Genomic DNA, 25,472 nt, shown 5'->3' with positions numbered 1-25,472 from the left:
TCCCGACCGGGGCCCACCAGGGAAGCAGGCTCAGCCCACCGAGCTGTACGCCACCACTCCCCGCAACACCGCGTCCACGGCCTTGCGCGCGTTCTTCGCGACCGTGCTGCCCCCGCTGGAAGCGGGCGCAGCCGCCGCGACCTGCCCGAGCACGTCGATGACCTGCTTGCACCAGCGCACGAAGTCACCGGCGGGCATCTCCGCCTCCCGCAGCACCTCGTCGAGCCCCTTGCCGGAGGCCCACATGAACACCGCCCAGGCGAACCCGAGGTCGGGCTCGCGCTGGCCGACGCCCTCGGTCTGGTTGATCCGGTGGTCCTCCTCCAGGGCGTCGAGCCGGCCCCAGATGCGGACCATCTCACCGAGCGCCTCCTTGGCCGCCCCGCCGGGCACCTTGGGCGCCACCGCGTCGTCGGCCTGCCGCGACTCGTACACCAACGCCGAGACGCACGCGGCCAGTTCGGCCGGGCTCAGCCCCTCCCACACACCGTCGCGCAGGCACTCGGACGCCAGCAGGTCCAACTCCCCGTACAACCGGGCCAGTCGCTTGCCGTGCTCGGTGGCCTCGTCGCCGCGCAGGTAGTCGAGCTCGGTCAGCAGCGCGTAAATCCGGTCGAAGGTGCGGGCGATGGTGTTCGTCCGCCCCTCGATCCGCTGCTCCAACTGCCGTGTGTCGCGCTGGAGTCGGTAGTACCGCTCCGCCCACCGGGCGTGGTCCTCGCGCTCGTCGCAGCCGTGGCACGGATGGGCCCGCAGCGCGGTGCGCAGCCGGGCGATCTCGCGGTCGTCGGCCGCCGCCGCCCGCCCCTTGCGGTGCCGCTCGGGCGTGATGTGCCCGGCCTTGGTCCGCAACTGCGAGGCCAGGTCACGGCGCGACTGCGGCGAGCGCGGGTTGAAGGACTTCGGGATCCGCATCCGCTCCAGCGGCTCCACCGGCACCGGGAAGTCGATCTCCGCGAGCCGCTTGACCTGCCGTTCGGCGGTGAGCACCAGCGGGCGCGGCCCGTCGTGGTGCTCGAAGCCCCGCCGGTGGCCGTTGGTCCGCCCGGCCGGAACACCCGGGTCCAGCACGAGCGCCAGCCCCGCGAACTTCCCCGTCGGTACGTGGATGACGTCGCCGACCTTCAGCTTCTCCAGCGAGTCGGCCGCCGCCGCCCGCCGCTGCGCGGCACCCTGCTTGGCGAGTTCCGTCTCGCGGTCCTTGAGGTCGCGGCGCATGGCCGCGTACTCCTCGAAGTCCCCGAGGTGGCAGGTCATGCCCTGCTTGTAGCCGTCGAGGCCCTCCTCGTTGCGCTGCACCTGCTTGGAGATGCCGACGACCGACTTGTCCGCCTGGAACTGCGCGAACGACGTCTCAAGGAGCTCTCGGGAGCGGTGCCGGCCGAACTGCTGCACCAGGTTGACCGCCATGTTGTACGACGGCTTGAAGCTGGACCGCAGCGGATACGTACGCGTCCCCGCGAGCCCGGCGAGGGCCTGCGGGTCCATGCCGCGCTGCCACAGCACCGCCGCATGCCCCTCGACGTCGATGCCCCGGCGTCCGGCCCGCCCGGTGAGCTGGGTGTACTCGCCGGGGGTGATGTCGGCGTGCTGCTCGCCGTTCCACTTGACCAGCTTCTCCAGCACCACCGACCTGGCGGGCATGTTGATGCCGAGCGCGAGGGTCTCCGTCGCGAAGACCGCCTTGACCAGGCCCTTCACGAACAGTTCCTCGACGACCTCCTTGAAGGTCGGCAGCATGCCCGCGTGGTGGGCGGCGATGCCCCGCTCCAGGCCCTCCAGCCACTCGTAGTAGCCCAGTACGTGCAAGTCCTCGCCGGGGATCGACGCCGTGCGCTCCTCGACGATCTCCCGGACCTTCAGCCGGGCGTCCTCGTCGTTGAGCCGCAGCCCCGCGTACAAACACTGCTGGACGGCGGCCTCGCAGCCGGCCCGGCTGAAGATGAACGTGATCGCGGGCAGCAGCCCGGCGGAGTCGAGGCGCTCGATGACCTCGGGGCGGCCCGGTGTCCAGATCCGGGTGCGCTGGCGGCGCTCGCGCTCGCGGTCGGCCTCGCGGACCATCTTGCCCTTGCGGCGGTCGCGCGGGTTGTACGTCTTCTGGTTCTCCATGCGGGCCATGCGCAGCAGGTCGGGGTTGACCTCGCGGCGGCCCCCGCGCCCGTCGTCGGACTCCTCGAAGAGGTCGTACATCTTCCGCCCGGCCAGCACGTGCTGCCACAGGGGCACGGGCCGGTGCTCGGAGACGATGACCTCGGTGTCGCCGCGCACGGTATCCAGCCAGTCGCCGAACTCCTCGGCGTTGGACACGGTCGCCGACAGCGACACCAGCGTCACCGACTCGGGAAGGTGAATGATCACCTCTTCCCAGACGGCGCCCCGGAAGCGGTCGGAGAGGTAGTGCACCTCGTCCATGACCACATAGGCGAGGCCCAGCAGCGACTGGGAACCCGCGTAGAGCATGTTGCGCAGCACCTCGGTGGTCATGACGACCACGGGTGCGTCCGAGTTGACGCTGTTGTCCCCGGTGAGCAGCCCGACCTTGTCGGCGCCGTAGCGCTTCACGAGGTCCTGGTACTTCTGGTTGGACAGCGCCTTGATGGGCGTGGTGTAGAAGCACTTGCCGCCCTGAGTGAGGGCGAGGTGCACGGCGAATTCGCCGACGATCGTCTTGCCCGAGCCGGTGGGCGCCGCGACCAGCACGCCCTTGCCCGCCTCCAGCGCCTCGCAGGCCTCGATCTGGAAGGGGTCCAGGTCGAAGTCGTACATGGCGCGGAAGGGGTGGAGCGCGGTGGCCTCCTCGGCGGCGCGGATCCGGGAGGCGGCGTATCGCTCGGCTGGTGAGAGGTCCTCTGTCATCTTGTCTTCGAGCCTACCCGCCACCTGTGACACTCAGCCCGATCTTTAATGACCCGTGGAATTCGGCCGCCCCTCAGCCCTCGGGGACCAGCACCCGCACGGCCCCCGGCACGCACTCGGCGGTCAGCGGCAGCGCCCCGAGCGGCTCTCCGTCCACGTAGGCGGTGATGTCCGGGGCCTCCAGCGTGATCTTCTTCGCACGGTACGTGGAGACCTTGGGGTGGCTGAGATGCGTCCCCGCGTACACCCGCGGGGAGACCCTCAGCAGGGTCGCCCGCGAGCAGTCCCCGACCACGGTCACGTCCAGGAGCCCGTCGTCGAAGCGGGCGTCCGCGCAGATCTTCATGCCGCCGCCGTACGAGGTCCCGTTGCCGACGGCCACCAGCGTCGCGGCAATCTCCCGCTCCGGGCCGTCGTCGAGTCTCATGCGGTACGGGATCGGCTGGAACGCGGCGAGTTCGGCGAGGATCGCCAGGTCGTACTTGAACCGCCCGGCGGGCAGCCGCATCCGGTTGCCCCGGTCGTTGACCCGCGAGTCGAACCCGGACGCCAGCACCCCGCCGAACCAGTGCCCGCCGACCCGCCCGAGGTCCACCTCCCGCACCCGGCCCGCCAGCAGCGCCCCGGCGGCGATCCGCCCGGCCGCACCCGGGTCCCGTACCGGAAAGCTCAGGGCCCGCGCGAAGTCGTTGCCGGTGCCCACCGCGACGACGCCCAGCGGTGTCGAGGTCCCGGCGACCGCCTGGAGGGCCAGGTTGACCAGCCCGTCGCCGCCGACCGCGACCAGCGCCCCGGTGCCCTCGTCGACCGCCGCCCGCGCCCGGCGCAGGGCGTCGTCGGCGTCGACGCCGAGGACGGTCCGTACCGAGAAACCGGCATCGCGCAGGGCGGCGGCTGCGGGCTGGGCGGTCTGCGCCCCGCGCCCGCGCCCGGCGGTGGGATTGACGAACAGCGTGATCTCACGGGCCACAGCATCGGCGGTGCCGGTCACGAATAAGTCCCCCCAGACGTCGTCCGGGGGGACCTTACAAGATCAGGTGATGTCGTCGTAACCGTTGAGCTGCCTCGGGCTCGACCCGTTGGCCTGCTCCGGCAGCGCCCGCCGGGCGCCCACCGGCTCGATCTCCCCGACCGCCTCCGGCGTGAGGTCGAGCACGGACGCCTCGTCGTCGTCCAGCTGTGCGTCCGGGTCCTTGCGGGCCCGCCGCTTGTCGTTGAGCATCGCGATGCCCACCGCGATGAAGTACAGGACGATGATCGGCCCCGACAGCGCCAGCATGCCGACCGGGTCGGTCGACGGGGTGGCGATGGCGCCGAAGACGAAGACGCCCATCAGGACCGCCCGCCACCAGCGGACCATCTGCTTGCCGGTGACGACCTTCGCGAAGTTCAGCATGACCATCACCAGCGGCACCTCGAAGGCGACGCCGAAGACCAGCACCATGCGGACCGAGAAGTCGAGGATCGTGTCCAGGGACAGCAGGTTCTCGAAGCCGTCCGGCGTGATGCCCAGCAGCACCTTGAAGCTGACCGGCAGGATCACGTACGCGGTGTACGCGCCGGCGACGAACAGAGGCGCCGCCACACCCACGAACCAGTACGTGTACTTCTTCTCGTTGCGGTGCAGACCGGGGGCGATGAACGCCCACAGCTGGAACAGCCAGACCGGCGAGGAGACGACCACACCGGTCAGGAAGGCCACCTTCACCGTGGTGGAGAAGGGGGACATGATGTCCAGGTAGGTGAGGTTGGCGCAGGTGCCGCCGGTCCTGGTGCCGCCCTCCACGCACTTGGGCACGGGGTCGGTCAGGAACCCGACGATCTCGTCGCTCCAGAAGAGGGCGACTATGCCGATCACGACGATCGCCAGGACCGCCTTGGCGAGCCGGTTGCGAAGCTCACGCAGGTGCTCCCCGAGCGGCATCCGCCCCTCGGGGTCCTTTTCCTTCACCTGCTTGCGGGCAAACTTGAGCAACCCACGTCCTCATCTCGTGTAACAGGCAGCCGTCACCGTTCGGGCTGTCCGCGTCGGACCGGTGTCAGCGCTTGACGTCGGTCGGCTCGGTCACCGGACGGGAGGTCACGTCGCCGGGAGCGGCCTTGATGGTGCGCGGGGCGTCACTCTCGGTCTGGGCGTCCGGCGCCGGCGGGTCCGCGGGGGCGCTCGCCTTCTGGCCGCCCTCGGACTTCATCGCCTTGGCCTCGCTCTTGAGGATGCGGGCGGACTTGCCGAGCGAGCGCGCCATGTCGGGCAGCTTCTTGGCGCCGAACAGCAGCAGGATCAGCAGGGCGATGATGATCAGTTCGGGGGCACCGATCTGACGGAACATAGTGGGACCTTCTCACCGAGGCGGCGGGGTGGGAGTGGAGCGTGTGGCCGGACATGCGTCCGAGCCCTTCGTACTGTCAGCGATCGTAACCCCCCGGAGTAAACACAGGGCAATGCCCGTGCGTACTCCGGATTGCGGCCCGTGCCTCGCTCCCGGCACCGCAGTCATCGAGCGTACCCCTGTGCCGGACACCGGCGGAGGCCCTCGTTCCCACGGCTACCGCAGGGCTTCACCCGTGCGCGCCAGTCCCTCCGCGGACCGCTCCAGGTCCTCGGCGGCGAGGGTGATCCGCTGCGAGGACTCGGCGACCTGCCGCCCCAGGCGGCGGACTTCGACGAAGACCCGCACGGCCAGCACGCCGAGGACGGCGAGTCCGAGGAAACCGAGGGAGATGGCGAGCATGGGCCAGAACATGGGAGGAGCCTAAGGGGTCGCGCGGGGTCAGTGGGCCGAGTGGAGGCGCAGCGTCCGCACCCCGCCCCGGGTGAGGAGTTCCACAATCCGCTCCCCGGCCGGCTTGCGGACCGCGTTGCCGCACTCCGGGCAGGTGAAGGAGTAGAAGGTGGTGCGGCGGCTGCCGCCGATCGCCAGCCGCAGACCGTCCGCGTCCAGCTCGAAGCGGGCCCGGCAGTCCGGGCAGGCCGCCTTGAAGAGAACCGCCTCCGGTGGGGCGGCCGCTCGGTAAGGACCAGACATCACTGACATGTCCCAGCTCTCCTTGGTGGTTCCGTCACACCGGGCGGGCCGCACCCCCGTCGCCCGCCCGTCTACTGCTGGGCGAGACCGCCCGGCTTCGTCCCGTACGAGGAGGGCTCGCCCGCGGTGGACTCGCCCGCCGTGGACTCGTACGCGGAAAGGGCCTCCCGCGCCGCCTCCCGCGCGCTGACCGCCAGCCCCACCGGCGACACAATCCGCCCGTCCCGCCCGAGCCGCAGCGCCAGCCTGCGCAGCGACGCCGGGTCCGGGGTGCGCAGCGTGACCCGAAGCCCGCCGTCGGGCAGCTCCTCGGCACTGTCGTGCGGGTAGTACTCGGCGACCCAGCGCCCGCCGGGCCCCACCTCCACCACGACCTCCGGGTCCTCGGCGGCGGGCTGCACGAGGCCCTCCGAGAGGTCCCGCAGCTCGATCTCCGGCGGCGCCGACGGCTCGTCGAGCAGCTTGATCTCCGCGACCCGGTCCAGGCGGAAGGTGCGCCGCGCCTCCGAGAGACGGCACCACGCCTCCATGTACGTGTGGCCGACCGCGAACAGGCGGATCGGGTCCACCTCGCGCTCGGTCAGCTCGTCGCGGGCCGGCGAGTAGTAGCGCAGCCACAGCCGACGCCGCTCCGAGATCGCCCGGTCGACGTCCGCGAAGACCCCGCCCTCCGACTCGAACGTCACCGACAGCCGGGAGCTGGCCCCGGCCGCCTCACCGGCCGCCGCCTCCAGCTTCGCCGTCGCCCGCAGCAGGGCCTGCCGGTCGCCCTCGCGCAGCCCGGGCAGCGTGGAGACCGCACGGGCCGCCACCAGCAGCGCCGTCGCCTCGTCCGCCGCGAGGCGCAGCGGCTCGGCCACGTCGTCGGGGTTGTGCCACCAGATCCGCTCGCCGTCGGTGTCGATGTCCAGCAGGTCACCGCCCCGGAAACTCGTCCCGCACATCGGCAGCACGTCCAGGTCCGAGATCAGCTCGTCCTGGGTGATCCCGAAGGCCCGCGCCACGTCCTCGATGTGCGCACCGGGCCGCTCCCGCAGATACGTCACCAGCGACAGCATCCGCCGCGTCTGGTCAATCGCGTTCGTCGCCATGAAAAACCGCTCCGCCCCTCAGCCCTTGGCCACGGCGCGCAGCCGGTCCACGACGTCCGCCCGCAGATCCGCGGGCTCCAGCACCACCACGTCCGGGCCGAACTCCACCAGCCACGCGTCAAGACCGTGCCCGTACGGAATGGCCAGCTCGTCCCAGCCGTCGCCCAGCTCCCGCACCGCCGTCGCCCGCGACCGCAGCGGATACCCGGAACCGGCACGCAGCTTGATCAGCGCGCTGCGGGTCGCGGTCTCCCCCGCCCAGCTCTCCACCGTCTCGCGCACCGTCACCACGTCGGGCACCTCGGCGGTGAACTTCCCCGCCCTGGAGCGCACCTTCCCGGTGATCCGCGACAGCCGGAACACCCGCTCCGCACCCCGGTCGCGGTCCCAGCCCGCCAGGTACCAGTGGCCGCGCCAGCACTCCAGCGTCCACGGCTCCACCTGCCGGGTCTCCGGCCGGGCGGCGGTCGCCTTGCGGTAGTCGAAGACCACGGGACGCCGGTCCCGGCAGGCCAGCATCAAAGGCTCGAACGCCGCCTCGTGCACCGGAATCCTCGGCTCCAGCGCACTGTGCGGCTGCGCGGCGTACGGGTCCTCCGCCTCCGGCATCCCGGCGGCGCGCAGCTTCTGGAGCGCGCCGGAGGCCGCACCCGCGAGCCGGGCCTGCTGCCACACCTTCGCGGCGAGCCCCAGTGCGGCGGCCTCCTCGGCGTCGAGCTGGATCGCGGGCAGCCGGTTGCTGTCCCGGCGGGCCAGATACCCGGCGTCGCCGTCCAGGTTCTCCACCGTCTCGATGACCAGACCGAGCTCGCGCAGATCGTCCTTGTCGCGCTCGAACATCCGGTTGAAGGACTCCTCGTTGCCCGCCTCCAGGTAGGCCTCGATCGACTCCTTCAACTCACGCTTGCTGAGCGGGCGCCGCGTCCCCAGCAGGCACAGCGCCAGGTTCATCAAACGCTCGGCCTTGGCAATCGCCATCGACGCCCTCTCTCCCCAGATGCGCGCCACCAACCGTCCGGGCGCTACGACCGTCGACCGTACCGCCCCGGGGTGTCGCCGCAAAAGCCGAGGGCCCCCGCCCAGGAGGCGGAGGCCCTCGTACCGCATCGCACGCCGCACTCAGCAGCGGCGTACGCGCACGGCGATCAGACGCACACAGCGATCAGACGGACACCAGGTCGCAGACGAAGATCAGCGTCTCGCCCGGGGCGATGACGCCGCCACCCGCACCGCGGTCGCCGTAACCCAGGTGCGCCGGGATGGTCAGCCGGCGACGGCCGCCGACCTTCATGCCCTGCACGCCCTGGTCCCAGCCCTGGATGACCTGACCGGCGCCGAGCTGGAACTCCAGCGGGGTGCCGCGGTTCCAGGAGGCGTCGAACTCCTCGCCGGTGGAGAACGCCACGCCCACGTAGTGGACCTTGACGTAGGCGCCGGCCTTCGCCTCGGGGCCGTCGCCCTCCCAGATGTCCACGATCTCCAGGTCCGTGGGAACGGGGCCCTCGGGGAAGTCGATCTCGGGCTTCTCGATGCTCACAGGTCTGCTCCTACTTCGTACATGTCGGACAACGCGACAGTCTCGCACGGCCCGGAAAACCCGGGCACCCGACCGTCCCGGTCAGACGGTACCGAGGATGTCGACGACGAAGACCAGGTTGTTCTTGGCCAGCTGGTGCTGCGGGCTCTTCCCGTACGCCTGGTCCGCCGGAATGCTCAGCAGCACCCGGTCACCGACGTGCTTGCCGACCAGGCCCTTGTCCCAGCCCGGGATGACACCGCCGACACCGATCGGGAACGCCGTCGCACCGCCGTGGTCCCAGGAGGAGTCGAACTTCTTGCCGTCCTCCCACTTCACACCCGTGTACTGGGCGACCAGACCCTCACCGGCCTTCACCTCGGCACCCGTCCCCTTGATGAGGACCTGCTCCTTCAGCTCCTTCGGGGCCTTCTCGCCCTTGGGAATGGTGATGGTCGCGGCCTTCTGGCCCTCGTCCTTCGCCTCCGGCATGCCCTCGGCCGGCGCCGCCTGCTCGCCCTTCGCCGCGGCCTTCTTGTCGAAGGACTTCGCCCCCACGATGTCCACGACCCACACCAGACCGTCCTGCGGGGTGATCCCCGACTGCGGGTTCAGCTGGTCGCCGATCAGCGCCTTCGCCGTGCCCTCGATCTCCACGCGCGAGCCGACCTTCTTGCCCGCCAGCGACTCCATCACCTTCGTCGGCAGCATCTGACCGGGCTGCGAGAGCTCCTGCACGACCTGCATGCGCGGCGCCTTCGGGTCCGTGCCCGGCTGCTTCATCCAGGTCGAACCCAGCGTCTGGCCCTTCATCGTCTTGCCCGAGAAGTCGAGACGGACGATGTCGCTCTTCGTCACCGCGGCACCCGTGCCCTCGGACAGGGTCTTCACCACGACCTTGTCCGCGGCCTTCGCGTCCTTCGCCACGTCGATCTTCGGCTCGTCACCGAACTTCCCCGACACCTTGGCAACGGCCTCGGCCGAAACGGTCTTCGACCCGTCGTCCTTGCCGTCCTTGGCATCGGAACCACAGGCGGCGGTCAGGAACAGGGCGGGCACCACCAGGGCGGCAGCGGCAATGCGGGCAGTCTTCTTGGGGATCATCAGTCCAACTCGCGGTAGGGGGTGTCCGGGCAGTCCCGCCACTCTACGACCATGCCCCAGCAGCACCACGAGCACCGACACGGCCGTGGGCCGGAGCGATCACGCCCCGGCCCACGGCCGTCGTCCCACGGAAAAGCCCACCGCTACATCCCGGCGATCAGCTTCTCCACCCGGTCGTCCACCGACCGGAACGGGTCCTTGCACAGCACCGTCCGCTGCGCCTGGTCGTTCAGCTTCAGATGCACCCAGTCCACCGTGAAGTCCCGGCGCTGCTCCTGCGCCCGCCGGATGAAGTCACCCCGAAGGCGCGCCCGCGTCGTCTGCGGCGGCACCGACTTGCCCTCGAAGATCTTCAGGTCGTTGCAGATCCGCGCCGCCTGCCCCTTCTTCTCCAGCAGGTAGTACAGCCCCCGGCGCCGGTGGATGTCGTGGTACGCGAGGTCTATCTGCGCGACCCTGGGATGCGACATCGTCATGTTGTGCTTCGCCCGGTACCGCTCGATCAGCTTGTACTTCATGACCCAGTCGATCTCGGTGCCGATCCGGTCCAGGTCCTCCGCCTCGATGGCGTCCAGCGCCCGGCCCCACAGCTCCAGCACCTTGGCCACGTTGCCCTCGCGGATACCGCGCCGGTCCACGAAGTCCACGGCCTTCTCGTAGTACTCGCGCTGCACCTCCAGCGCGGACGCCTCCCGCCCGCTCGCCAGACGCACCTTCCGCTGCCCCGTGATGTCGTGGGAGACCTCACGGATCGCCCGGATCGGGTTCTCCAGCGTCAGGTCCCGCATCACCGTGCCCGCCTCGATCATGCGCAGCACGAGATCCGTGGCACCGACCTTCAGCAGCATCGTCGTCTCGGACATGTTCGAGTCACCGACGATGACGTGCAGCCTGCGGTAGCGCTCCGCGTCCGCATGCGGCTCGTCACGCGTGTTGATGATCGGCCTCGAACGCGTCGTCGCGGAACTGACGCCCTCCCAGATGTGCTCCGCCCGCTGACTCACGCAGTACACCGCACCACGCGGCGTCTGAAGCACCTTCCCCGCACCGCAGATCAGCTGACGCGTCACCAGGAACGGAATCAGAATGTCCGCGAGCCGCGAGAACTCCCCGTGCCGCGCCACCAGGTAATTCTCATGGCAGCCGTAGGAGTTCCCGGCGGAATCGGTGTTGTTCTTGAACAGATAGACGTCGCCCGCGATTCCCTCCTCGTGCAGGCGGCGTTCGGCGTCGACGAGCAGGCCTTCGAGAATGCGCTCACCGGCCTTGTCGTGGGTGACCAGCTCGGTCAGGTTGTCGCACTCGGGAGTTGCGTATTCCGGATGCGATCCCACGTCGAGGTACAGGCGGGCGCCGTTCCGCAGGAAGACGTTGCTGCTGCGGCCCCATGACACAACACGGCGGAAGAGGTAGCGCGCCACTTCGTCAGGAGACAGTCGGCGCTGTCCCCTGAACGTGCACGTGACGCCGTACTCGTTCTCCAGCCCGAAAATGCGGCGGTCCATGTCTGAACATTACGCCTGATGGCCTGAGCTGAAACCGGGTTCGACCTCACCGATTCGATCATTTTCGGAAGTCCCCACAATGTTTACGGCGCTCCCCCTGACCTGAGGAACCCTCAACACCCGGCGCGTCGCCACCAGAACCAGCAGCGCCAGCACCCCGCCGACCGCCGCCACCCCGAAACTCGCCGCCGTACCCCCGAGTTCCACCGCAGGCCCCGCAACCCCCGTACCCACCGCCGACCCCACACCGAACGTCGTCACCAGCCACGAGAACGCCTCTGTCACCGTCCCCCGCGGCGCATGCCGGTCCACCACGATGAACGCACACGCCAGCGCCGGCGCCAGGAACACCCCCGCCACACCCGCCAGCACCGTCATCGCCACCACACCCGGCGTCAGCAGCAACGGCAGATACCCCGCCGCCAGCAACGCCACGATCACCACCAGCCGCGGCTCCGGCGCCCCCGCCCACTGCCGCGCCCCGTACACCAGACCGCCCACCAGCGCACCCAGACCCAGGGCCGCCATCAGCACCCCGTACACCCACGCCTTCCCGTGGTCGTCCCCGTACGCCACACCCGCCACCGTGATCGAACCCAGCGCGACCCCGACGAAGAAGAACGACCCCAGCAGCGCCAGCAGACCCGGCGAACGCAACGCCCCCAGCCAGTGCGCCTCACGCGGCGCCGAACGCCACTTCCGCGACGGCTCCGACACCACCACCGACAACGCCCCCAGCACACCGATCCCGTTGATCACCAACAGCGCCGCCGCCGGCGACCACAACGACACCAGCACCGTCACCAGCAGCGGACCGACCGTGAACATGATCTCCTGGGCCACCGCGTCCATCGCGTACGCCCGGTGCACCTTGTCCTCGTCGCCCAGCACACTCGGCCACAGCGCCCGCAGCCCGCCCTCCAGCGGCGGCGTGAACAGCCCCGCCACCACCACGGCGACGTACGCGAGCACCAGGTGCTCGATGCCGGACAGGCACAGCAGCAGCACGCCCAGCGCCGACAGGAACGCCGCGGGGAGCTGCACCCTGGGCTGCCCCTTCAGGTCCACCGCCCGGCCCAGCAGCGGCTGACCCACGGCGTTGGACACCCCGTACACGGCGGCCAGCGCACCGCCCAGCGTGTAGCTGCCGCCCTCCGCCCGGGTGAACAGCATGATCGCGATCGGCGCCGTCGCGTTCGGCAACCGCCCCACCAGCGTCCCGGCCAGCAGCCGCGCCGCATGGCGCGTCCCCAGCAGCTCGGCGTATCCCGCGGCCATCCGTCCCGCCCTTCTCACCCCCGACCCGCCCGTCCGGACGAAGGGGTTTTACGTATAACTACCGCCGTCATACGTACCATGTGCCCAACCCGACAGTCCACCCAGCACACCCCGCCCACCACCGACGGAGAACCCGGTGACCACCCCCGCACACCCCACCCGCACCGTCCCCACCAGCAGGGACGTCGCCCGGGCCGCCGGAGTCTCCCAGGCCACCGTCTCCCTCGTCCTCGGCGACAAGTGGCAGGGCCGCGTCTCCCCCCGCACCGCCGCCCTCGTCCGCGACGCCGCCGACGACCTCGGCTACCGCCCCAACCAGGCCGCCCGCAGCCTCCGCCTCGGCCGCACCCGCACCGCACTCCTCGTCGTCCCCGCCCTCACCAACGAATTCTTCGCCCGCGTCTACACCGGAGCCGCCGCCACCGCAGCCGAACAGGGCTTCGGCGTCGTCCTCTACCCCTCCCCCGACGGCACCGGCCCCGCCCGCGACCCCTTCGCCTCCGCCCGCACCGCCCTCGACGGCGTCATCGCCTCCTCCATGGCCACCCACGCCCTCGGCGCCCTGCGCACCGCAGGACTCCCCCTCGTCATGCTCGACAGCGACCCCACCGACACCGACCGCACAAACGCCGCAGCCGCCCACGTCAACCTCGCCATCGCCGACGGCATCCACCAGGTCGCCCGCCACCTCCTCGACCACGGCCACCGCCGCTTCCTCCACCTCGCCTCCGCCGTCGACACGTGGACCTTCCACGTCCGCGCCCGCACCCTCACCGCAGCACTCCCGCCCGGCACCACCCTGCGCACCGTCCACTCCGCCCTCGACGTCCACAGCGCCCGCGCCGCCGTCGAAACCGCCCTCACCACCACCGACACCGACCGCCCCACCGCCGTCGTCTGCGACGACGACATCCTCGCCGCCGGAGCCTGCAAAGCCCTCCGCCGCCTCGGCCTGCGCATCCCCGACGACATCTCCGTCACCGGCTTCGACGACCTCGCCCTCGCCACCGCCGTCGAACCCGAACTCACCACCGTCCGTCTCCCCGCCGAACAGGTCGGCCAACGCGGCATGGCCGCCCTCCTCGCCGTCCTGGAAGGCCGCACCCCCGACAGCACCGAACTCCCCGTCGAACTCGTCGCACGCGGCTCCACGGCACCCGCCCCCTGACACGCAAGAAGCCCCGGACCGCAACCACGGTCCGGGGCCACCTGAGCACACCCGCAGGCCTACTCCTCCTCGGTGTCCGAAGGCACCTCGGTCGGCGCCGACGCATCACCGTCGGCCTCCAGCAGACGCGACAACTGCCGCCCCACGATCCGCTTGAACTTCCGCTGCTGCGGCCGCGTACGGTCCAGCACCGCAACCTCAAGACGCTCCGCCGGAATCTCCCGCTCCGTACCATTGGTGTCCCGCGACAACGCCTGCACGGCCAGCTTCAACGCCTCCGCCAGACTCATGTCGTCACGGTGCCGTTGATCCAGGAAACTGCTGATCTGCTCCGCATTGCCGCCCACCGCGACCGAACCGTGCTCGTCCACGATCGACCCGTCGTGCGGCAACCGGTAAATCTGGTCACCCTCCCGCTCGGCACCGACCTCGGCGACCACCAACTCGACCTCGTACGGCTTCTCCGCACTGCTGGAGAAGATCGACCCGAGCGTCTGCGCATACACATTCGCCAGACCGCGCGCCGTCACGTCGTCACGGTCATAGGTGTACCCCCGCATGTCGGCGTACCTGACACCACCGATCCGCAGGTTCTCGTACTCGTTGTACTTACCGGCGGCCGCAAAGCCGATCCGGTCGTAGATCTCGCTGAACTTGTGCAGCGCACGGGACGGGTTCTCGCCGACGAAGACAATGCCGTCGGCAAACTGCAGCACAACCAGGCTGCGTCCACGGGCGATGCCCTTCCGGGCGTATTCCGCCCGGTCGGCCATGGCCTGCTGGGGTGAGACATAGAACGGCGTCGACACCGGCTATCCGTCCCTTTCTGTCAGAGGCGAAAACATGAGAGAAGCTCGGAGAAATCAGAGGAGCGCGGCACGCGGGCCGTCGGGCTGCTCCAGACGCTTCTCCAGAATCGCCCGCGCCAGTTCGGCGGACTCGTCGTCCGTCAACCGCCGGAAACCCTCGTCCGTGATGACGGTCACGATCGGATAGATACGACGCGCCACATCGGGCCCGCCCGTCGCCGAATCGTCGTCCGCCGCGTCATAGAGCGCCTGGATGACCAGCGTGGTCGTCTCCTGCTCCGACAGGTCCTTCCGGTACAGCTTCTTCATCGAACCCCGCGCGAACACGGAACCCGACCCGGTGGCCGCGTACCCGAGTTCCTCGGAACGGCCGCCCGTGACGTCGTACGAGAAGATGCGGCCCTTCTCCCGGTCCAGGTCGTAACCCGCGAACAGCGGCACCACGGCCAGGCCCTGCATCGCCATTCCGAGATTCGACCGGATCATCGTCGAGAGACGGTTCGCCTTTCCTTCGAGCGAGAGCTGTGCGCCCTCGACCTTCTCGAAGTGCTCCAGCTCCAGCTGGAAGAGCTTCACCATCTCCACGGCGAGGCCCGCCGTGCCCGCGATCCCGACCGCCGAGTACTCGTCGGCCGGGAAGACCTTCTCGATGTCGCGCTGGGCGATCATGTTCCCCATGGTGGCGCGCCGGTCGCCGGCGAGGACGACCCCGCCGGGGAAGGTCGCGGCCACGATGGTCGTCCCGTGCGGCGCCTCGACGACGCCTGCCACGGGGGGCAGCACCCGGTTGCCGGGGAGCAGCTCGGGCGAGTGCTCGTTCAGGAAGTCCATGAACGAGGCCGACCCGGGCGTCAGGAAGGCAGCTGGTAGACGCCCGGTGCTACGAGTGTTGGCTTCCACGCGTTTCCCTCCAGGTATGCGATGGCCCGGTGCAACGTGTCGGGATCGTCTCCCAACTGGCCGAGGGCCGCATTGCAGTTGAAGCACAGTACGCCTCGGACCCTACCCGTCTCGTGGCAGTGATCCACATGCACGGCGGGGGCCTTCAGGCAGATCGTGCAGACCCCGTACTGCGAGGCGATCATTTCGTCGCGCTGGGCTTCGGTGATGCCGTAGGCACGCTTGAAGTAACTCGCCCGCCCCTTGGATGCTTTGCAGGATTTGCACCGACTGTCCAAGCCATCAGGAGCGGTCCGATTTCGGCACCATTCACTGTGCGGTTTGATCTGTTCACAGGTCCGGCAGAATTTATACCCTTCGGGAACTTCTACCTTCTGGCGAACTATCTTTCCACGCGCTGCTTGACGTTCCTGGTAATACTCCGCCCAGCATTTCCGACAGTAGGCCTGAAGGCCGTCCCGGGACGCCTTATTCCGCGCGAAGGCATCCCGGGAGAGCATCTGCTGGCAACGCGAGCATTTCTTCGTGAGCGAATCGGACATTTAGCCCTATTCCCCACCTTTCTGAACAAATCCCCGCACGAACTCCTCGGCATTTTCCTCGAGTACGTCATCGATTTCGTCGAGAACAGAGTCCACGTCGTCGGAAAGCTTTTCCTGACGTTCCTTGAGGTCTTCCGAGCCCTGCGCCTCCGCAGTCTGCTCCTCGGTCTCCTCGGTGGAACGCGTCGCCTTCTGCTGTCCGCCGCCGGTGTCCTTGGTCGCCATCTCTACCTCACCCCGCTCGGTTAGATGCTTTTGATTCCGGTGGTTAACCGGACCCTTGATCAGACCCTATAACCCGGGTCCGACATTCGCCTCGTACTTGTCTGATTCCCACTTGGGCCGCATTTCAGCCGCCCGAGAGCACCCGGACCAGTTCGTCCGCCGTGCGGCAGCGGTCCAGCAGCTCCTTGACGTGGTTCCTCGTGCCCCGGAGCGGTTCCAGGGTCGGGACCCGCTGGAGGGAGTCCCGGCCGGGGAGGTCGAAGATGACGGAGTCCCAGGAGGCCGCGGCGACGTCGTCCGCGTACTGCTCCAGGCAGCGGCCGCGGAAGTACGCCCTGGTGTCCTCCGGAGGCTTCGTCTCGGCCCTCTCGACCGCGTTCTCGTCCAGCAGCCGCTTCATCCTTCCCCGGGCCGCCAGGCGGTTGTACAGGCCCTTGTCGGGTCGTACGTCCGCGTACTGGAGGTCGACCAGGTGGAGCCTGGCCGCGTCCCAGTCGAGGTTGTCGCGCCGGCGGTAGCCCTCCAGGAGCTCCCGCTTGGCGATCCAGTCCAGTTCCCCGGACAGGCTCATCGGGTCGTTCTCCAGACGGTTGAGCACGTCCTCCCACCGAGTGAGGACGTCCTTGGTCTGGTCGTCGGCGTCCGCCCCGAACCTTTCCTCCACGTACTTGCGGGCCAGCTCGAAGTACTCCATCTGGAGCTGTACGGCGGTCAGTGACCGGCCGCTGCGCAGCGTGACCAGGTGCTGGAGGTCGGGGTCGTGGGAGACCTGGTGGAGGGTGCGGACGGGCTGGTCGACGGCGAGGTCGACGTTGATGAAGCCGTCCTCGATCATCGACAGGACCAGTGCGGTCGTGCCGAGCTTGAGGTACGTGGAGATCTCCGACAGGTTGGCGTCGCCGATGATGACGTGGAGGCGGCGGTACTTCTCGGCGTCGGAGTGGGGTTCGTCGCGGGTGTTGATGATGGGGCGCTTGAGGGTGGTCTCCAGGCCGACCTCGACCTCGAAGTAGTCGGCGCGCTGGCTGATCTGGAAGCCGTGTTCGTGGCCGTCCTGGCCGATGCCGACGCGGCCTGCGCCGGTGATGACCTGGCGGCTGACGAAGAACGGGGTGAGGTGGCGCACGATGTCCGAGAAGGGGGTCTCCCGCTTCATCAGGTAGTTCTCGTGCGTGCCGTAGGAGGCGCCCTTGTTGTCGGTGTTGTTCTTGTAGAGCAGGATCGGCTGGGCGCCGGGGAGCTGGGCGGCGCGTTCGGCGGCTTCGGCCATGATGCGTTCGCCGGCCTTGTCCCAGAGGACGGCGTCCATCGGGTTGGTGATTTCCGGGGAGCTGTACTCGGGGTGTGCGTGGTCGACGTAGAGCCGGGCGCCGTTGGTCAGGATGACGTTGGCGAGGCCGATGTCCTCGTCGGTGAGCTGGCTGGAGTCTGCGGCTTCGCGGGCGAGGTCGAAGCCTCGGGCGTCGCGCAGGGGGTTCTCTTCTTCGAAGTCCCAGCGGGCGCGGCGCGCCCGGTGCATCGCGGCCGCGTAGGCGTTGACGATCTGGGACGAGGTGAGCATGGCATTGGCGTTGGGGTGGCCGGGGACGGAGATTCCGTATTCCGTCTCGATGCCCATTACTCGACGTACGGTCATGCGGCCCTCCTTGCCCGGCGCCGCCCCCGTCCTGGGGCGGTGCTCAAGTACCGCTGGTTCTCGGGTGCGTGTGCGGTGTCCGTCCCCGCACTGTGCGACCGGCGGTGGCGGTACGGAAGAGCCTAGAACGCCTTTGCGCTGGTGGGGAGATCGATTGCGGGTTTGCTCCACAATGGCTTCGGGATGGGGGTGAAGCGGTGGGAGCGGTGGGGGAATGCGTCGGCTGCGGATGCCGGGCGGGTTGTCCGCCGGCATCCGCAGCCGGGTTGCGTATTACAGGTACTGACCGGTGTTGGCCACCGTGTCGATGGAGCGTCCGGTGTCTGCGCCCTGCTTTCCGGTGACGAGGGTGCGGATGAAGACGATCCGCTCGCCCTTCTTGCCGGAGATGCGGGCCCAGTCGTCGGGGTTGGTGGTGTTGGGCAGGTCTTCGTTCTCCTTGAACTCGTCCACGCAGGCCTGGATGAGGTGTGCGATCCTCAGGCCCTTCTGGTTGTGGTCGAGGAAGGCCTTGATCGCCATTTTCTTGGCCCGGTCGACGATGTTCTGGATCATCGCGCCGGAGTTGAAGTCCTTGAAGTAGAGGACTTCCTTGTCGCCGTTGGCGTACGTGACTTCGAGGAAGCGGTTTTCCTCGGTTTCGGCGTACATCTGCTCGACGACTGTCTGGATCATGCCGTGCACTGCGGCTTCCTTGGAGCCGGTGTGCTCCGTGAGGTCGTCGGCGTGCAGGGGCAGCGTCGCCTTGAGGTACTTGGCGAAGATGTCCTTGGCGGCTTCGGCGTCCGGGCGCTCGATCTTGATTTTGACGTCGAGGCGGCCGGGGCGCAGGATCGCGGGGTCGATCATGTCTTCGCGGTTGGAGGCGCCGATGACGATGACGTTCTCCAGGCCTTCCACGCCGTCGATCTCGGCGAGCAGCTGGGGGACGATGGTGTTCTCCACGTCCGAGCTGACGCCGGATCCGCGGGTGCGGAAGAGGGATTCCATCTCGTCGAAGAAGACGATGACGGGGGTTCCTTCGCTGGCCTTTTCGCGGGCACGTTGGAAGACGAGCCGGATGTGGCGCTCGGTCTCGCCGACGTACTTGTTGAGGAGTTCGGGGCCCTTGATGTTGAGGAAGTAGGACTTCCCCTGGGGCTGGCCGGTGACTTCGGCGACCTTTTTGGCCAGGGAGTTGGCGACGGCCTTGGCGATGAGGGTCTTGCCGCAGCCGGGCGGGCCGTAGAGCAGGATGCCCTTCGGTGGCCGCAGTTCGTGCTCCTTGAAGAGGTCGGGGTAGAGGTAGGGGAGCTCGACGGCGTCCCGGATCAGTTCGATCTGGTTGCCCAGGCCGCCGATCTTGTCGTAGTCGACGTCGGGGACCTCTTCGAGGACGAGTTCTTCGACCTCGCTCTTGGGGATGACTTCGTAGACGTAGCCGGATCGGGGTTCGAGGAGCAGGGCGTCGCCGGGGCGGATGGTGACGTCCAGCAGCGGCTCGGCGAGCCTGACCACCCGTTCCTCGTCGGTGTGCCCGGTGACCAGGGCGCGTTCGCCGTCCTCGAGGATTTCCTTGAGGGTGACGATGTCCCCGGCGCGCTCGAACTCCATGGCTTCGACCACGTTGAGTGCTTCGTTGAGCATGACTTCCTGGCCGCGTCGGAGCTCGTCGAGCTCGACGCTGGGGCTGACGTTCACCCGGAGCTTGCGCCCGCCGGTGAAGATGTCGGCCGTGCCGTCCTCGTTGGCTTCCAGGAACACTCCGAAGCCGGCCGGCGGCTGTGCGAGCCGGTCCACTTCTTCCTTGAGGGCCACGATCTGGTCGCGGGCCTCGCGGAGTGTGTTGGCGAGCCGCTCGTTCTGGGCGGACACGCCTGCCAGGTTGGTCTGCAGCTCGACGATCCGCTCTTCGAGAATCCTCGTGTGACGCGGAGAGTCGGCGAGCTTGCGTCGCAGGACGGCGATTTCCTGCTCTAGATAGGCAACCTGTCCGGCGGGGTCCTCGGACCCTCGCGCGGGCCGGATGCCGCGGTTGATGTCGTCGTCGTGGGCTGCCACGGTCCTCACCTCCTCCAAGGGGAGCTGGACGCTTCCTGACCCTACCTGGGTGGGTGCTGGTTGAAACCCCTAGATCACAAACAGGATCGTGGAGTGTCTGATCTTCACCCTTGCGTACTCCCTCACAGTGGGGGGATACCCACCCAGCAACATCGGAAAGCGGGCGGTTGTATCTTCGAAGTGTTCAACACCCGTCAGGGCTGGCTTCAATTGGTGCATACCGCGCAGGAAACGGCAGGAGATATGACCGTGCAGGAAGAGGCTCCCACCGCGGACGGCGCCCAGGTCGGCGACCCTCTCGAGGTGTGGATCGATCAGGACCTCTGCACCGGCGACGGGATCTGTGCGCAGTACGCGCCGGAGGTCTTCGAACTCGACATCGACGGTCTGGCGTATGTGAAGAGTGGTGACGATGAGTTGCTGCAGTCGCCCGGTGCGACGACGCCGGTTCCGCTGACGCTGCTGAACGATGTCGTGGACTCGGCGAAGGAGTGCCCGGGCGACTGCATTCATGTGCGTCGGGTTTCGGACAGGGTCGAGGTGTACGGGCCGGACGCCGAGTAGGCGTGGCGGCCGGCCCTCGGGGTCGGCCGGGTCGGTCAGACGCTTTGGGCGTCGGTGGTGGCGGAGCGGAGGAATTTTCCGTTCCGCCACTGCCATGTGGTGCGCTGCTTGGTGTCGGGGCAGCAGCGGGCGACGGCTTCGGAGGAGTAGCCGAGGAGGGTCGCGGTGACGGTTCTGCCGGTGATGGTGAGCCGGGTGGTGTTCTGCTGGTCGGCGGGGTCGAGGAGGGTGGCGACGACGCGGCCGGGTCCGGTGAGGACGTAGATGCCGGTGGGTGGGGTGCCTATGCCGCTGTCGCAGCGGACGGCGGCGACGGTTTCGGGGTTGCTGTCGCCGTCGAGGTCGCCGGTCGCCTTGTGTACGACGACGGGCTTTCCGGCGTGGCATTTCAGCGGGTAGGCGGCGGTGGCCGGGTCGGGGGCGGGGCGGGCCTGTGCCGGTGCCTGGGGGGCGTTTCCGCGTGCCGTTTGGGAGGCGGTGGCGGCGGTGGGCTGGAGGAGTCCGGCGAGGGCTACGACGGCGGCGGTGGCGGCGGCGGTGGCGAGCCAGTGCATCGCGCGGGGCCGGGTGTGTGCGAGGTCCGGGAGCGCGGTGTTGTGCACGCGGGGTGTCTCCTGTGGGGCTGTGCCGGGAGGGGCGCCGGCGACGGGAGGGGTGCCGGAATCGTGCCACACGGGGGCGGGGGTGGGAACGCCGGGGGGCGGGGCTTCGTACAAAGAACGGGTCAACAGGGGCATGGGGTGGCAACGAAGAGGCGCCGCCGTCCAGTTCTCGTGTCGGTCCGGGAACTGGACGGCGGCGCCGGTCTGTTGGGGCGGGCTGCCTGTGGGGCGGGGCCCTGGGTTCAGCCCTGGGCCTCGTTGGAGCCGCGCTCCTTGTTGGGGCCTTCGTAGTCGTCGCCGTAGGCGCCCTTGGAGGGGCGGCGGCGGCGCATGGGGGGCTCGACGCCGTCGGCGAGGCGCCGGGCGGTGACGAGGAAGCCGGTGTGGCCGATCATGCGGTGGTCCGGGCGGACGGCGAGGCCTTCGACGTGCCAGTTGCGGACCATGGATTCCCACGGCTGGGGTTCGGCGAAGCAGCCGATCTCGCGGATGGACTCGACGGTCCGGGCGAGCTGGGTGGTGGTGGCGACGTAGGCGCAGAGGATGCCGCCGGGTACGAGCGCCTTGGAGACGGCTTCGAGGGTTTCCCAGGGGGCGAGCATGTCGAGGACGACGCGGTCGACCTCGGTGTCGGAGAGGTTGTCCTGGAGGTCGCCGACGGTGAGGGTCCATGCGGGGTGGGGGCCGCCGAAGTAGCGCTCGACGTTGCCCTTGGCGATGTCGGCGAAGTCTTCGCGGCGCTCGTAGGAGTGCAGCATGCCGTGGTCGCCGATGGCGCGCAGCAGGAAGGCGCTGAGGGCCCCGGATCCTACGCCCGCTTCGACGACGCGGGCGCCGGCGAAGATGTCGGCGAAGGCCAGGATCTGCCCCGCGTCCTTGGGGTAGACCACGGCTGCGCCGCGGGGCATGGACAGGACGTAGTCGGGGAGCAGGGGGCGGAGCGCCAGGTAGGCGACGTTCCCCGTGGTACGGACAACACTGCCCTCGGACGCCCCGATCAGCTCGTCGTGCGAGAAGGCACCCTTGTGGGTGTGGAACTGCTTCCCGGCTTCGAGCGTGAACGTGTAGTGGCGGCCCTTGGGGTCAGTCAGCTGGACCTGGTCCCCGACCTTGAAGGGCCCGCGTCGGCGGGCGGCACCGGTCGGTTCGGACATGTGACCAGCCTACCGGCTGTTTGGATGCCTTCTCGCCGCGCCTGTGGTCGGTGGGGGCTCTAGCGGGGGCGGGCCATGGCTTTGACGAAGGCGCGCTCGACGTCGGCGGTGGAGAGGACTCCGTAGATCTCGCCGGTTTCCTCGACGACGAGGTATTCGGTGGCGGGGGCGGCGCGGAGGCGGTCGAGGAGGGCTTCGCCGGCGAGTTCGGCGGGGATGCGCATGTCGTCGGTGAGGTCGGCGGCGAGGCCGCTGACGGCGACCCAGGGGCGTCGGTGTTCGGGGACGTTGCCGATGGCGGTTTCGCGGACGACGGCGGTGGGGGTGCCGTGGCCGTCGACGACGACGAGGGCGCGGGCGCCTGCTTCGTTGGCGCGGCGGAGGGCTTCGGAGAGGGGGGTGGCGGATTCGACGGGGACGGCGCGGCGGGTGAGGGTGCGGGCGCGGAGGTCGGGAAGGTGCTGGCGCAGGCGGGCCATGCGGAGGCTGTTTCCGGCGCCGGTCCAGATGATGGCGGCGAGGATGGCGGCGAGGAGTGCGTCGAGGACGGTGTCCATGCCGGTGATGTCCTGCGTTTTGTTGCCGAGGGCTCCGGTGTGGGTGAGGAGGGGGAGGCCGATGAGGACGGCGACGGCGAGGGCGCGGCCGACCCAGGCGGCGGCGACGGTGCCGGTCATGGGGTTGCCGGTGATCTTCCAGACGACGGCGCGGAGCATGCGTCCGCCGTCGAGCGGGAGGCCGGGCAGGAGGTTGAAGGCGGCGACGATGAGGTTGGAGATCATCAGTCCGGCGAGGAGGACGCCGGGGACGGTGCCTGCTTCGACGAGGTCCATGGCCCAGTAGAAGACGCCGGCGAGGGCGAGGGAGAGGAGGGGGCCGACGAAGGCGAGGACGAATTCGCGGCCGGGGGTCTCGGTCTCCTTCTCGATTTCGGAGACGCCGCCGAAGAACTGGAGCTGGATGCGCCGTACGGGGAGTTTGAAGCGGAGGGCGGCGACGGTGTGGGCGAGTTCGTGGACGAGTACGGAGGCGTAGAAGGCGACGGCGAAGAAGAGGGAGACGAGGTAGCGGGCGGCGCCGAGCTCGGGCAGGACGAGGTCGAGCTGGCCGCCGAAGACCCAGGTGATGAGGGCGGCGACGAGGAACCAGCTGGGGGCGACGTAGACAGGTACGCCGAAGGGGCGGCCCATGAGGATGCCGCCGCCGGGGTTGCCGGGGCGTTCGGCGGGGGTCTGCGTGTCCTTGGGGGTGGGGGCGTTGTCCGTGCCGGTGGTGCGGGTGTCGTCCGTGCCGGATTGGGGGCGTGCGCTGTCGCCGCTCTCGTCGCGCTCTTCCACGGGTCCCCTTCATTGGGCTTGCGTCTCGTCGGTGGTGCTGTGTCTGCCGTCGTGCTGCGGTTCGGGTAAATCTTTGTTGAAGCCTGTGTCGCCCTGGTGCCGTTGTGCGGGGCATTGCCCCGATCATGCAGTGCGGGTGGGTCTGCCGTCGATGGTAGGCGGGCGTTGTCAGTGGTGGGTCGTAGGGTCTGAGTCATGAATACGAGTAGCGGTCCTGCGGACGTGGCGAGGCGTCCCGCGTCGTTGTCCCCGTCGCGGGCGAGCGACTTCATGCAGTGCCCGCTGCTGTACCGGTTCCGGGTGATCGACAAGCTGCCGGAGAAGCCGAGTGAGGCGGCTACCCGGGGCACGTTGGTCCATGCCGTGCTCGAGCGGTTGTTCGACGACCCTGCGGTGGAGCGGACGGCGCCGCGGGCGCGGGCGATGGTGCCGGGGCAGTGGGACCGGCTGCTGGAGTCGAAGCCGGAGCTGGCGGAGCTGTTCGCGGACGACGCGGAGGGTGAGCGGCTGGCGCGGTGGCTGGGGCAGGCGGAGGACCTGGTCGAGAAGTGGTTCACGTTGGAGGACCCGACGCGGCTCGAGCCCGCCGAGCGGGAGCTGTTCGTGGAGACGGAGCTGGAGTCGGGGCTGCGCCTGCGCGGGGTGATCGACCGGGTGGATGTCGCGCCGACGGGTGAGGTGCGGATCGTCGACTACAAGACGGGGAAGGCGCCGCGGCCGGAGTATGCGGAGGGTGCGCTGTTCCAGATGAAGTTCTACGCGCTGGTGATCTGGCGGTGGAAGCGGATCGTGCCGCGCAGGCTGCAGCTGGTGTATCTGGGCAGTGGGGATGTGCTGACGTACGACCCGAACGAGGCGGATCTGGAGCGGATGGAGCGGAAGCTGCATGCGTTGTGGGAGGCGATCGTGGAGGCGACGGAGACGGGGGAATGGCGGCCGCGGCCGACAAAGCTGTGCGGGTGGTGTGATCACCAGGCGGTGTGCCCGGAGTTCGGGGGCACTCCCCCGGTGTATCCGCTGCCGGTGGTGCCGAGGCAGGCGGGGGCCGAGTAGGGGGCGGCCGGTACCGGGGTGGGTGCAGCAGGGGCGGAACCGGGATGGGCCCGGATCGGGCGGGCCGCCCCCTTGCCCCCCCGGGGGGGGCGGCCCCGCCGCCCAAGGGGACGGCGGCGGAAGCGGGCGGGGGGATGGCTGCCCGGAGGGCACCATCCAGGGGTGCGGGGAACTGCGCGACCAGCCACCCACTCCCCCGCACGGGACCGAGACCCATCCACTCCCCGCACAGCACCGGCGGGCCACAGGGCAGAATGGGGCGCGTCTAGCGAAGGAGTACCTGTGGCTATCCGCGTCCTACTGGTCGACGACCAGCCTCTGCTGCGCACCGGTTTCCGGATGATTCTGGAGGCCGAGCAGGATCTTGCGGTCGTCGGCGAGGCCGGTGACGGTCTGCAGGCGCTCGATCAGGTGCGGGCGTTGCAGCCCGATGTGGTGCTGATGGACATCCGGATGCCGCGGATGGACGGTGTGGAGGCGACCCGGCAGATCACGGGCCCCGGGCGGGACGGTCCGGCGAAGGTGCTGGTGCTGACGACGTTCGACCTGGACGAGTACGTGGTGGAGGCGCTCAAGGCGGGGGCCAGCGGGTTCCTGCTGAAGGACGCTCCGGCGCACGAGCTGGTGCAGGCGATCCGGGTGGTGGCCGCCGGTGAGGCGATGCTGGCGCCGAGCATCACGCGCCGGCTGCTGGACAAGTACGCGGATCATCTGCCGTCGGGCGAGGACGAGGTGCCGGACACCCTGCACACGCTGACCGAGCGTGAGGTGGAGGTGCTGAAGCTGGTGGCGCGCGGTCTGTCGAACGCGGAGATCGCGGCGGACCTGTTCGTGAGCGAGACCACCGTCAAGACGCATGTGGGCCATGTCCTGACGAAGCTGGGGCTGCGCGACCGGGTGCAGGCGGCGGTGTTCGCGTACGAGAGCGGTCTGGTGCGGCCCGGCGGGCAGTAGGGCAGTAGGGGCCGGGGGGTACGGGAGCGGGGCCGCGCGGAATGATTCCGCGCGGCCCCGCTCCCGTACCTCTCGTGCCTCTGAAGAAGGCGTCAGCCCTTGCTGATCT

Annotated in this window: 25 protein-coding genes; 4 read left to right on the top strand and 21 right to left on the bottom strand. The window is 69.2% G+C overall.

The window, feature by feature from the left end; genetic code table 11:
• Positions 1 to 30 precede the first annotated feature (30 nt).
• From IE269_RS40975 to IE269_RS40920, 12 genes are all read right to left on the bottom strand, one after another.
• Positions 31 to 2,859, bottom strand: a complete 2,829-nt coding sequence (locus tag IE269_RS40975) for a DEAD/DEAH box helicase (protein ID WP_189828445.1) — start codon at positions 2,857 to 2,859, stop codon at positions 31 to 33.
• A gap of 73 nt (positions 2,860 to 2,932) precedes the next feature.
• A complete protein-coding gene (locus IE269_RS40970) occupies positions 2,933 to 3,829 on the bottom strand; it encodes a diacylglycerol kinase (protein ID WP_189828466.1) in 897 nt (298 codons plus the stop codon).
• A gap of 63 nt (positions 3,830 to 3,892) precedes the next feature.
• Complete coding sequence (tatC, locus tag IE269_RS40965) at positions 3,893 to 4,834, bottom strand: twin-arginine translocase subunit TatC (protein WP_229898145.1); 942 nt, start codon at positions 4,832 to 4,834, stop codon at positions 3,893 to 3,895.
• A 64-nt stretch (positions 4,835 to 4,898) separates the two neighbouring features.
• Positions 4,899 to 5,189: a Sec-independent protein translocase subunit TatA gene (gene tatA / locus IE269_RS40960; RefSeq protein WP_189828444.1), complete on the bottom strand. Its 291-nt coding sequence runs from the start codon at positions 5,187 to 5,189 to the stop codon at positions 4,899 to 4,901.
• 216 nt (positions 5,190 to 5,405) lie between these two features.
• The gene (locus IE269_RS40955; protein ID WP_189828443.1) at positions 5,406 to 5,603 is read right to left on the bottom strand and encodes a hypothetical protein; all 198 of its coding nucleotides are present in this window, start codon (positions 5,601 to 5,603) and stop codon (positions 5,406 to 5,408) included.
• Positions 5,604 to 5,630: 27 nt separating this feature from the next.
• Positions 5,631 to 5,894: a CpXC domain-containing protein gene (locus IE269_RS40950; protein ID WP_189828442.1), complete on the bottom strand. Its 264-nt coding sequence runs from the start codon at positions 5,892 to 5,894 to the stop codon at positions 5,631 to 5,633.
• A gap of 62 nt (positions 5,895 to 5,956) precedes the next feature.
• Positions 5,957 to 6,976 carry a helix-turn-helix transcriptional regulator gene (locus IE269_RS40945; RefSeq protein ID WP_229898146.1) on the bottom strand — a complete coding sequence of 340 codons (1,020 nt, stop codon included), beginning with the start codon at positions 6,974 to 6,976 and terminating at the stop codon, positions 5,957 to 5,959.
• An 18-nt stretch (positions 6,977 to 6,994) separates the two neighbouring features.
• Positions 6,995 to 7,954, bottom strand: coding sequence for a helix-turn-helix transcriptional regulator (locus IE269_RS40940; protein ID WP_189828441.1), 960 nt, complete (start codon positions 7,952 to 7,954; stop codon positions 6,995 to 6,997).
• Positions 7,955 to 8,138: 184 nt separating this feature from the next.
• Positions 8,139 to 8,513, bottom strand: a complete 375-nt coding sequence (locus IE269_RS40935; RefSeq protein ID WP_189828440.1) for an FKBP-type peptidyl-prolyl cis-trans isomerase — start codon at positions 8,511 to 8,513, stop codon at positions 8,139 to 8,141.
• An 81-nt stretch (positions 8,514 to 8,594) separates the two neighbouring features.
• Entirely contained in the window at positions 8,595 to 9,596 is a 1,002-nt protein-coding gene (locus IE269_RS40930; protein ID WP_189828439.1) for an FKBP-type peptidyl-prolyl cis-trans isomerase, read from the bottom strand.
• Positions 9,597 to 9,739: 143 nt separating this feature from the next.
• Complete coding sequence (gene pafA, locus IE269_RS40925; protein ID WP_189828438.1) at positions 9,740 to 11,101, bottom strand: Pup--protein ligase; 1,362 nt, start codon at positions 11,099 to 11,101, stop codon at positions 9,740 to 9,742.
• Between the two features lie 9 nt (positions 11,102 to 11,110).
• Positions 11,111 to 12,379 (bottom strand): MFS transporter, encoded by a 1,269-nt coding sequence (locus IE269_RS40920; RefSeq protein WP_189828437.1) that lies wholly within the window; start codon positions 12,377 to 12,379, stop codon positions 11,111 to 11,113.
• 136 nt (positions 12,380 to 12,515) lie between these two features.
• On the opposite strand from IE269_RS40920, the gene IE269_RS40915 reads away from it, so the two are divergent.
• Positions 12,516 to 13,547 carry a LacI family DNA-binding transcriptional regulator gene (locus IE269_RS40915; RefSeq protein ID WP_189828436.1) on the top strand — a complete coding sequence of 344 codons (1,032 nt, stop codon included), beginning with the start codon at positions 12,516 to 12,518 and terminating at the stop codon, positions 13,545 to 13,547.
• Positions 13,548 to 13,606: 59 nt separating this feature from the next.
• Here the strand turns inward: IE269_RS40915 and prcA are convergent, their stop codons facing one another.
• From prcA to arc, 6 genes are all read right to left on the bottom strand, one after another.
• On the bottom strand, positions 13,607 to 14,356 hold the full coding sequence (gene prcA / locus IE269_RS40910; protein ID WP_189828435.1) for a proteasome subunit alpha: 750 nt from the start codon (positions 14,354 to 14,356) through the stop codon (positions 13,607 to 13,609).
• Positions 14,357 to 14,410: 54 nt separating this feature from the next.
• Positions 14,411 to 15,256 carry a proteasome subunit beta gene (gene prcB, locus IE269_RS40905; RefSeq protein WP_189828434.1) on the bottom strand — a complete coding sequence of 282 codons (846 nt, stop codon included), beginning with the start codon at positions 15,254 to 15,256 and terminating at the stop codon, positions 14,411 to 14,413.
• Positions 15,208 to 15,798 carry an endonuclease VII domain-containing protein gene (locus IE269_RS40900; protein WP_189828433.1) on the bottom strand — a complete coding sequence of 197 codons (591 nt, stop codon included), beginning with the start codon at positions 15,796 to 15,798 and terminating at the stop codon, positions 15,208 to 15,210. The genes prcB and IE269_RS40900 overlap by 49 nt, the downstream gene beginning before the upstream one ends.
• A 6-nt stretch (positions 15,799 to 15,804) precedes the next feature.
• On the bottom strand, positions 15,805 to 16,023 hold the full coding sequence (locus IE269_RS40895) for a ubiquitin-like protein Pup (protein WP_189828432.1): 219 nt from the start codon (positions 16,021 to 16,023) through the stop codon (positions 15,805 to 15,807).
• Positions 16,024 to 16,147: 124 nt separating this feature from the next.
• A complete protein-coding gene (gene dop, locus IE269_RS40890) occupies positions 16,148 to 17,659 on the bottom strand; it encodes a depupylase/deamidase Dop (protein WP_368861144.1) in 1,512 nt (503 codons plus the stop codon).
• A gap of 273 nt (positions 17,660 to 17,932) precedes the next feature.
• Positions 17,933 to 19,699: a proteasome ATPase gene (gene arc / locus IE269_RS40885; RefSeq protein ID WP_189828430.1), complete on the bottom strand. Its 1,767-nt coding sequence runs from the start codon at positions 19,697 to 19,699 to the stop codon at positions 17,933 to 17,935.
• A 243-nt stretch (positions 19,700 to 19,942) separates the two neighbouring features.
• Here arc and IE269_RS40875 point away from each other — a divergent pair, with 243 nt between their 5' ends.
• On the top strand, positions 19,943 to 20,263 hold the full coding sequence (locus IE269_RS40875) for a ferredoxin (RefSeq protein ID WP_189828463.1): 321 nt from the start codon (positions 19,943 to 19,945) through the stop codon (positions 20,261 to 20,263).
• A 35-nt stretch (positions 20,264 to 20,298) separates the two neighbouring features.
• Here IE269_RS40875 and IE269_RS40870 read toward each other — a convergent pair whose 3' ends face one another.
• From IE269_RS40870 to IE269_RS40860, 3 genes are all read right to left on the bottom strand, one after another.
• Positions 20,299 to 20,865: a hypothetical protein gene (locus IE269_RS40870; RefSeq protein ID WP_189828429.1), complete on the bottom strand. Its 567-nt coding sequence runs from the start codon at positions 20,863 to 20,865 to the stop codon at positions 20,299 to 20,301.
• Between the two features lie 242 nt (positions 20,866 to 21,107).
• Positions 21,108 to 22,019 carry a tRNA (adenine-N1)-methyltransferase gene (locus IE269_RS40865; protein ID WP_189828428.1) on the bottom strand — a complete coding sequence of 304 codons (912 nt, stop codon included), beginning with the start codon at positions 22,017 to 22,019 and terminating at the stop codon, positions 21,108 to 21,110.
• A 59-nt stretch (positions 22,020 to 22,078) separates the two neighbouring features.
• Positions 22,079 to 23,356: a site-2 protease family protein gene (locus IE269_RS40860; protein ID WP_189828427.1), complete on the bottom strand. Its 1,278-nt coding sequence runs from the start codon at positions 23,354 to 23,356 to the stop codon at positions 22,079 to 22,081.
• 195 nt (positions 23,357 to 23,551) lie between these two features.
• On the opposite strand from IE269_RS40860, the gene IE269_RS40855 reads away from it, so the two are divergent.
• On the top strand, positions 23,552 to 24,409 hold the full coding sequence (locus IE269_RS40855) for a RecB family exonuclease (protein ID WP_189828426.1): 858 nt from the start codon (positions 23,552 to 23,554) through the stop codon (positions 24,407 to 24,409).
• Positions 24,410 to 24,691: 282 nt separating this feature from the next.
• Entirely contained in the window at positions 24,692 to 25,363 is a 672-nt protein-coding gene (locus IE269_RS40850) for a response regulator (RefSeq protein ID WP_189828425.1), read from the top strand.
• Positions 25,364 to 25,472: the final 109 nt, after the last annotated feature.

Source organism: Streptomyces spiroverticillatus (genome assembly GCA_014650415.1).
Classification (GTDB): domain Bacteria; phylum Actinomycetota; class Actinomycetes; order Streptomycetales; family Streptomycetaceae; genus Streptomyces; species Streptomyces spiroverticillatus.
This window is presented reverse-complemented; position numbering and strand designations above follow the sequence as displayed.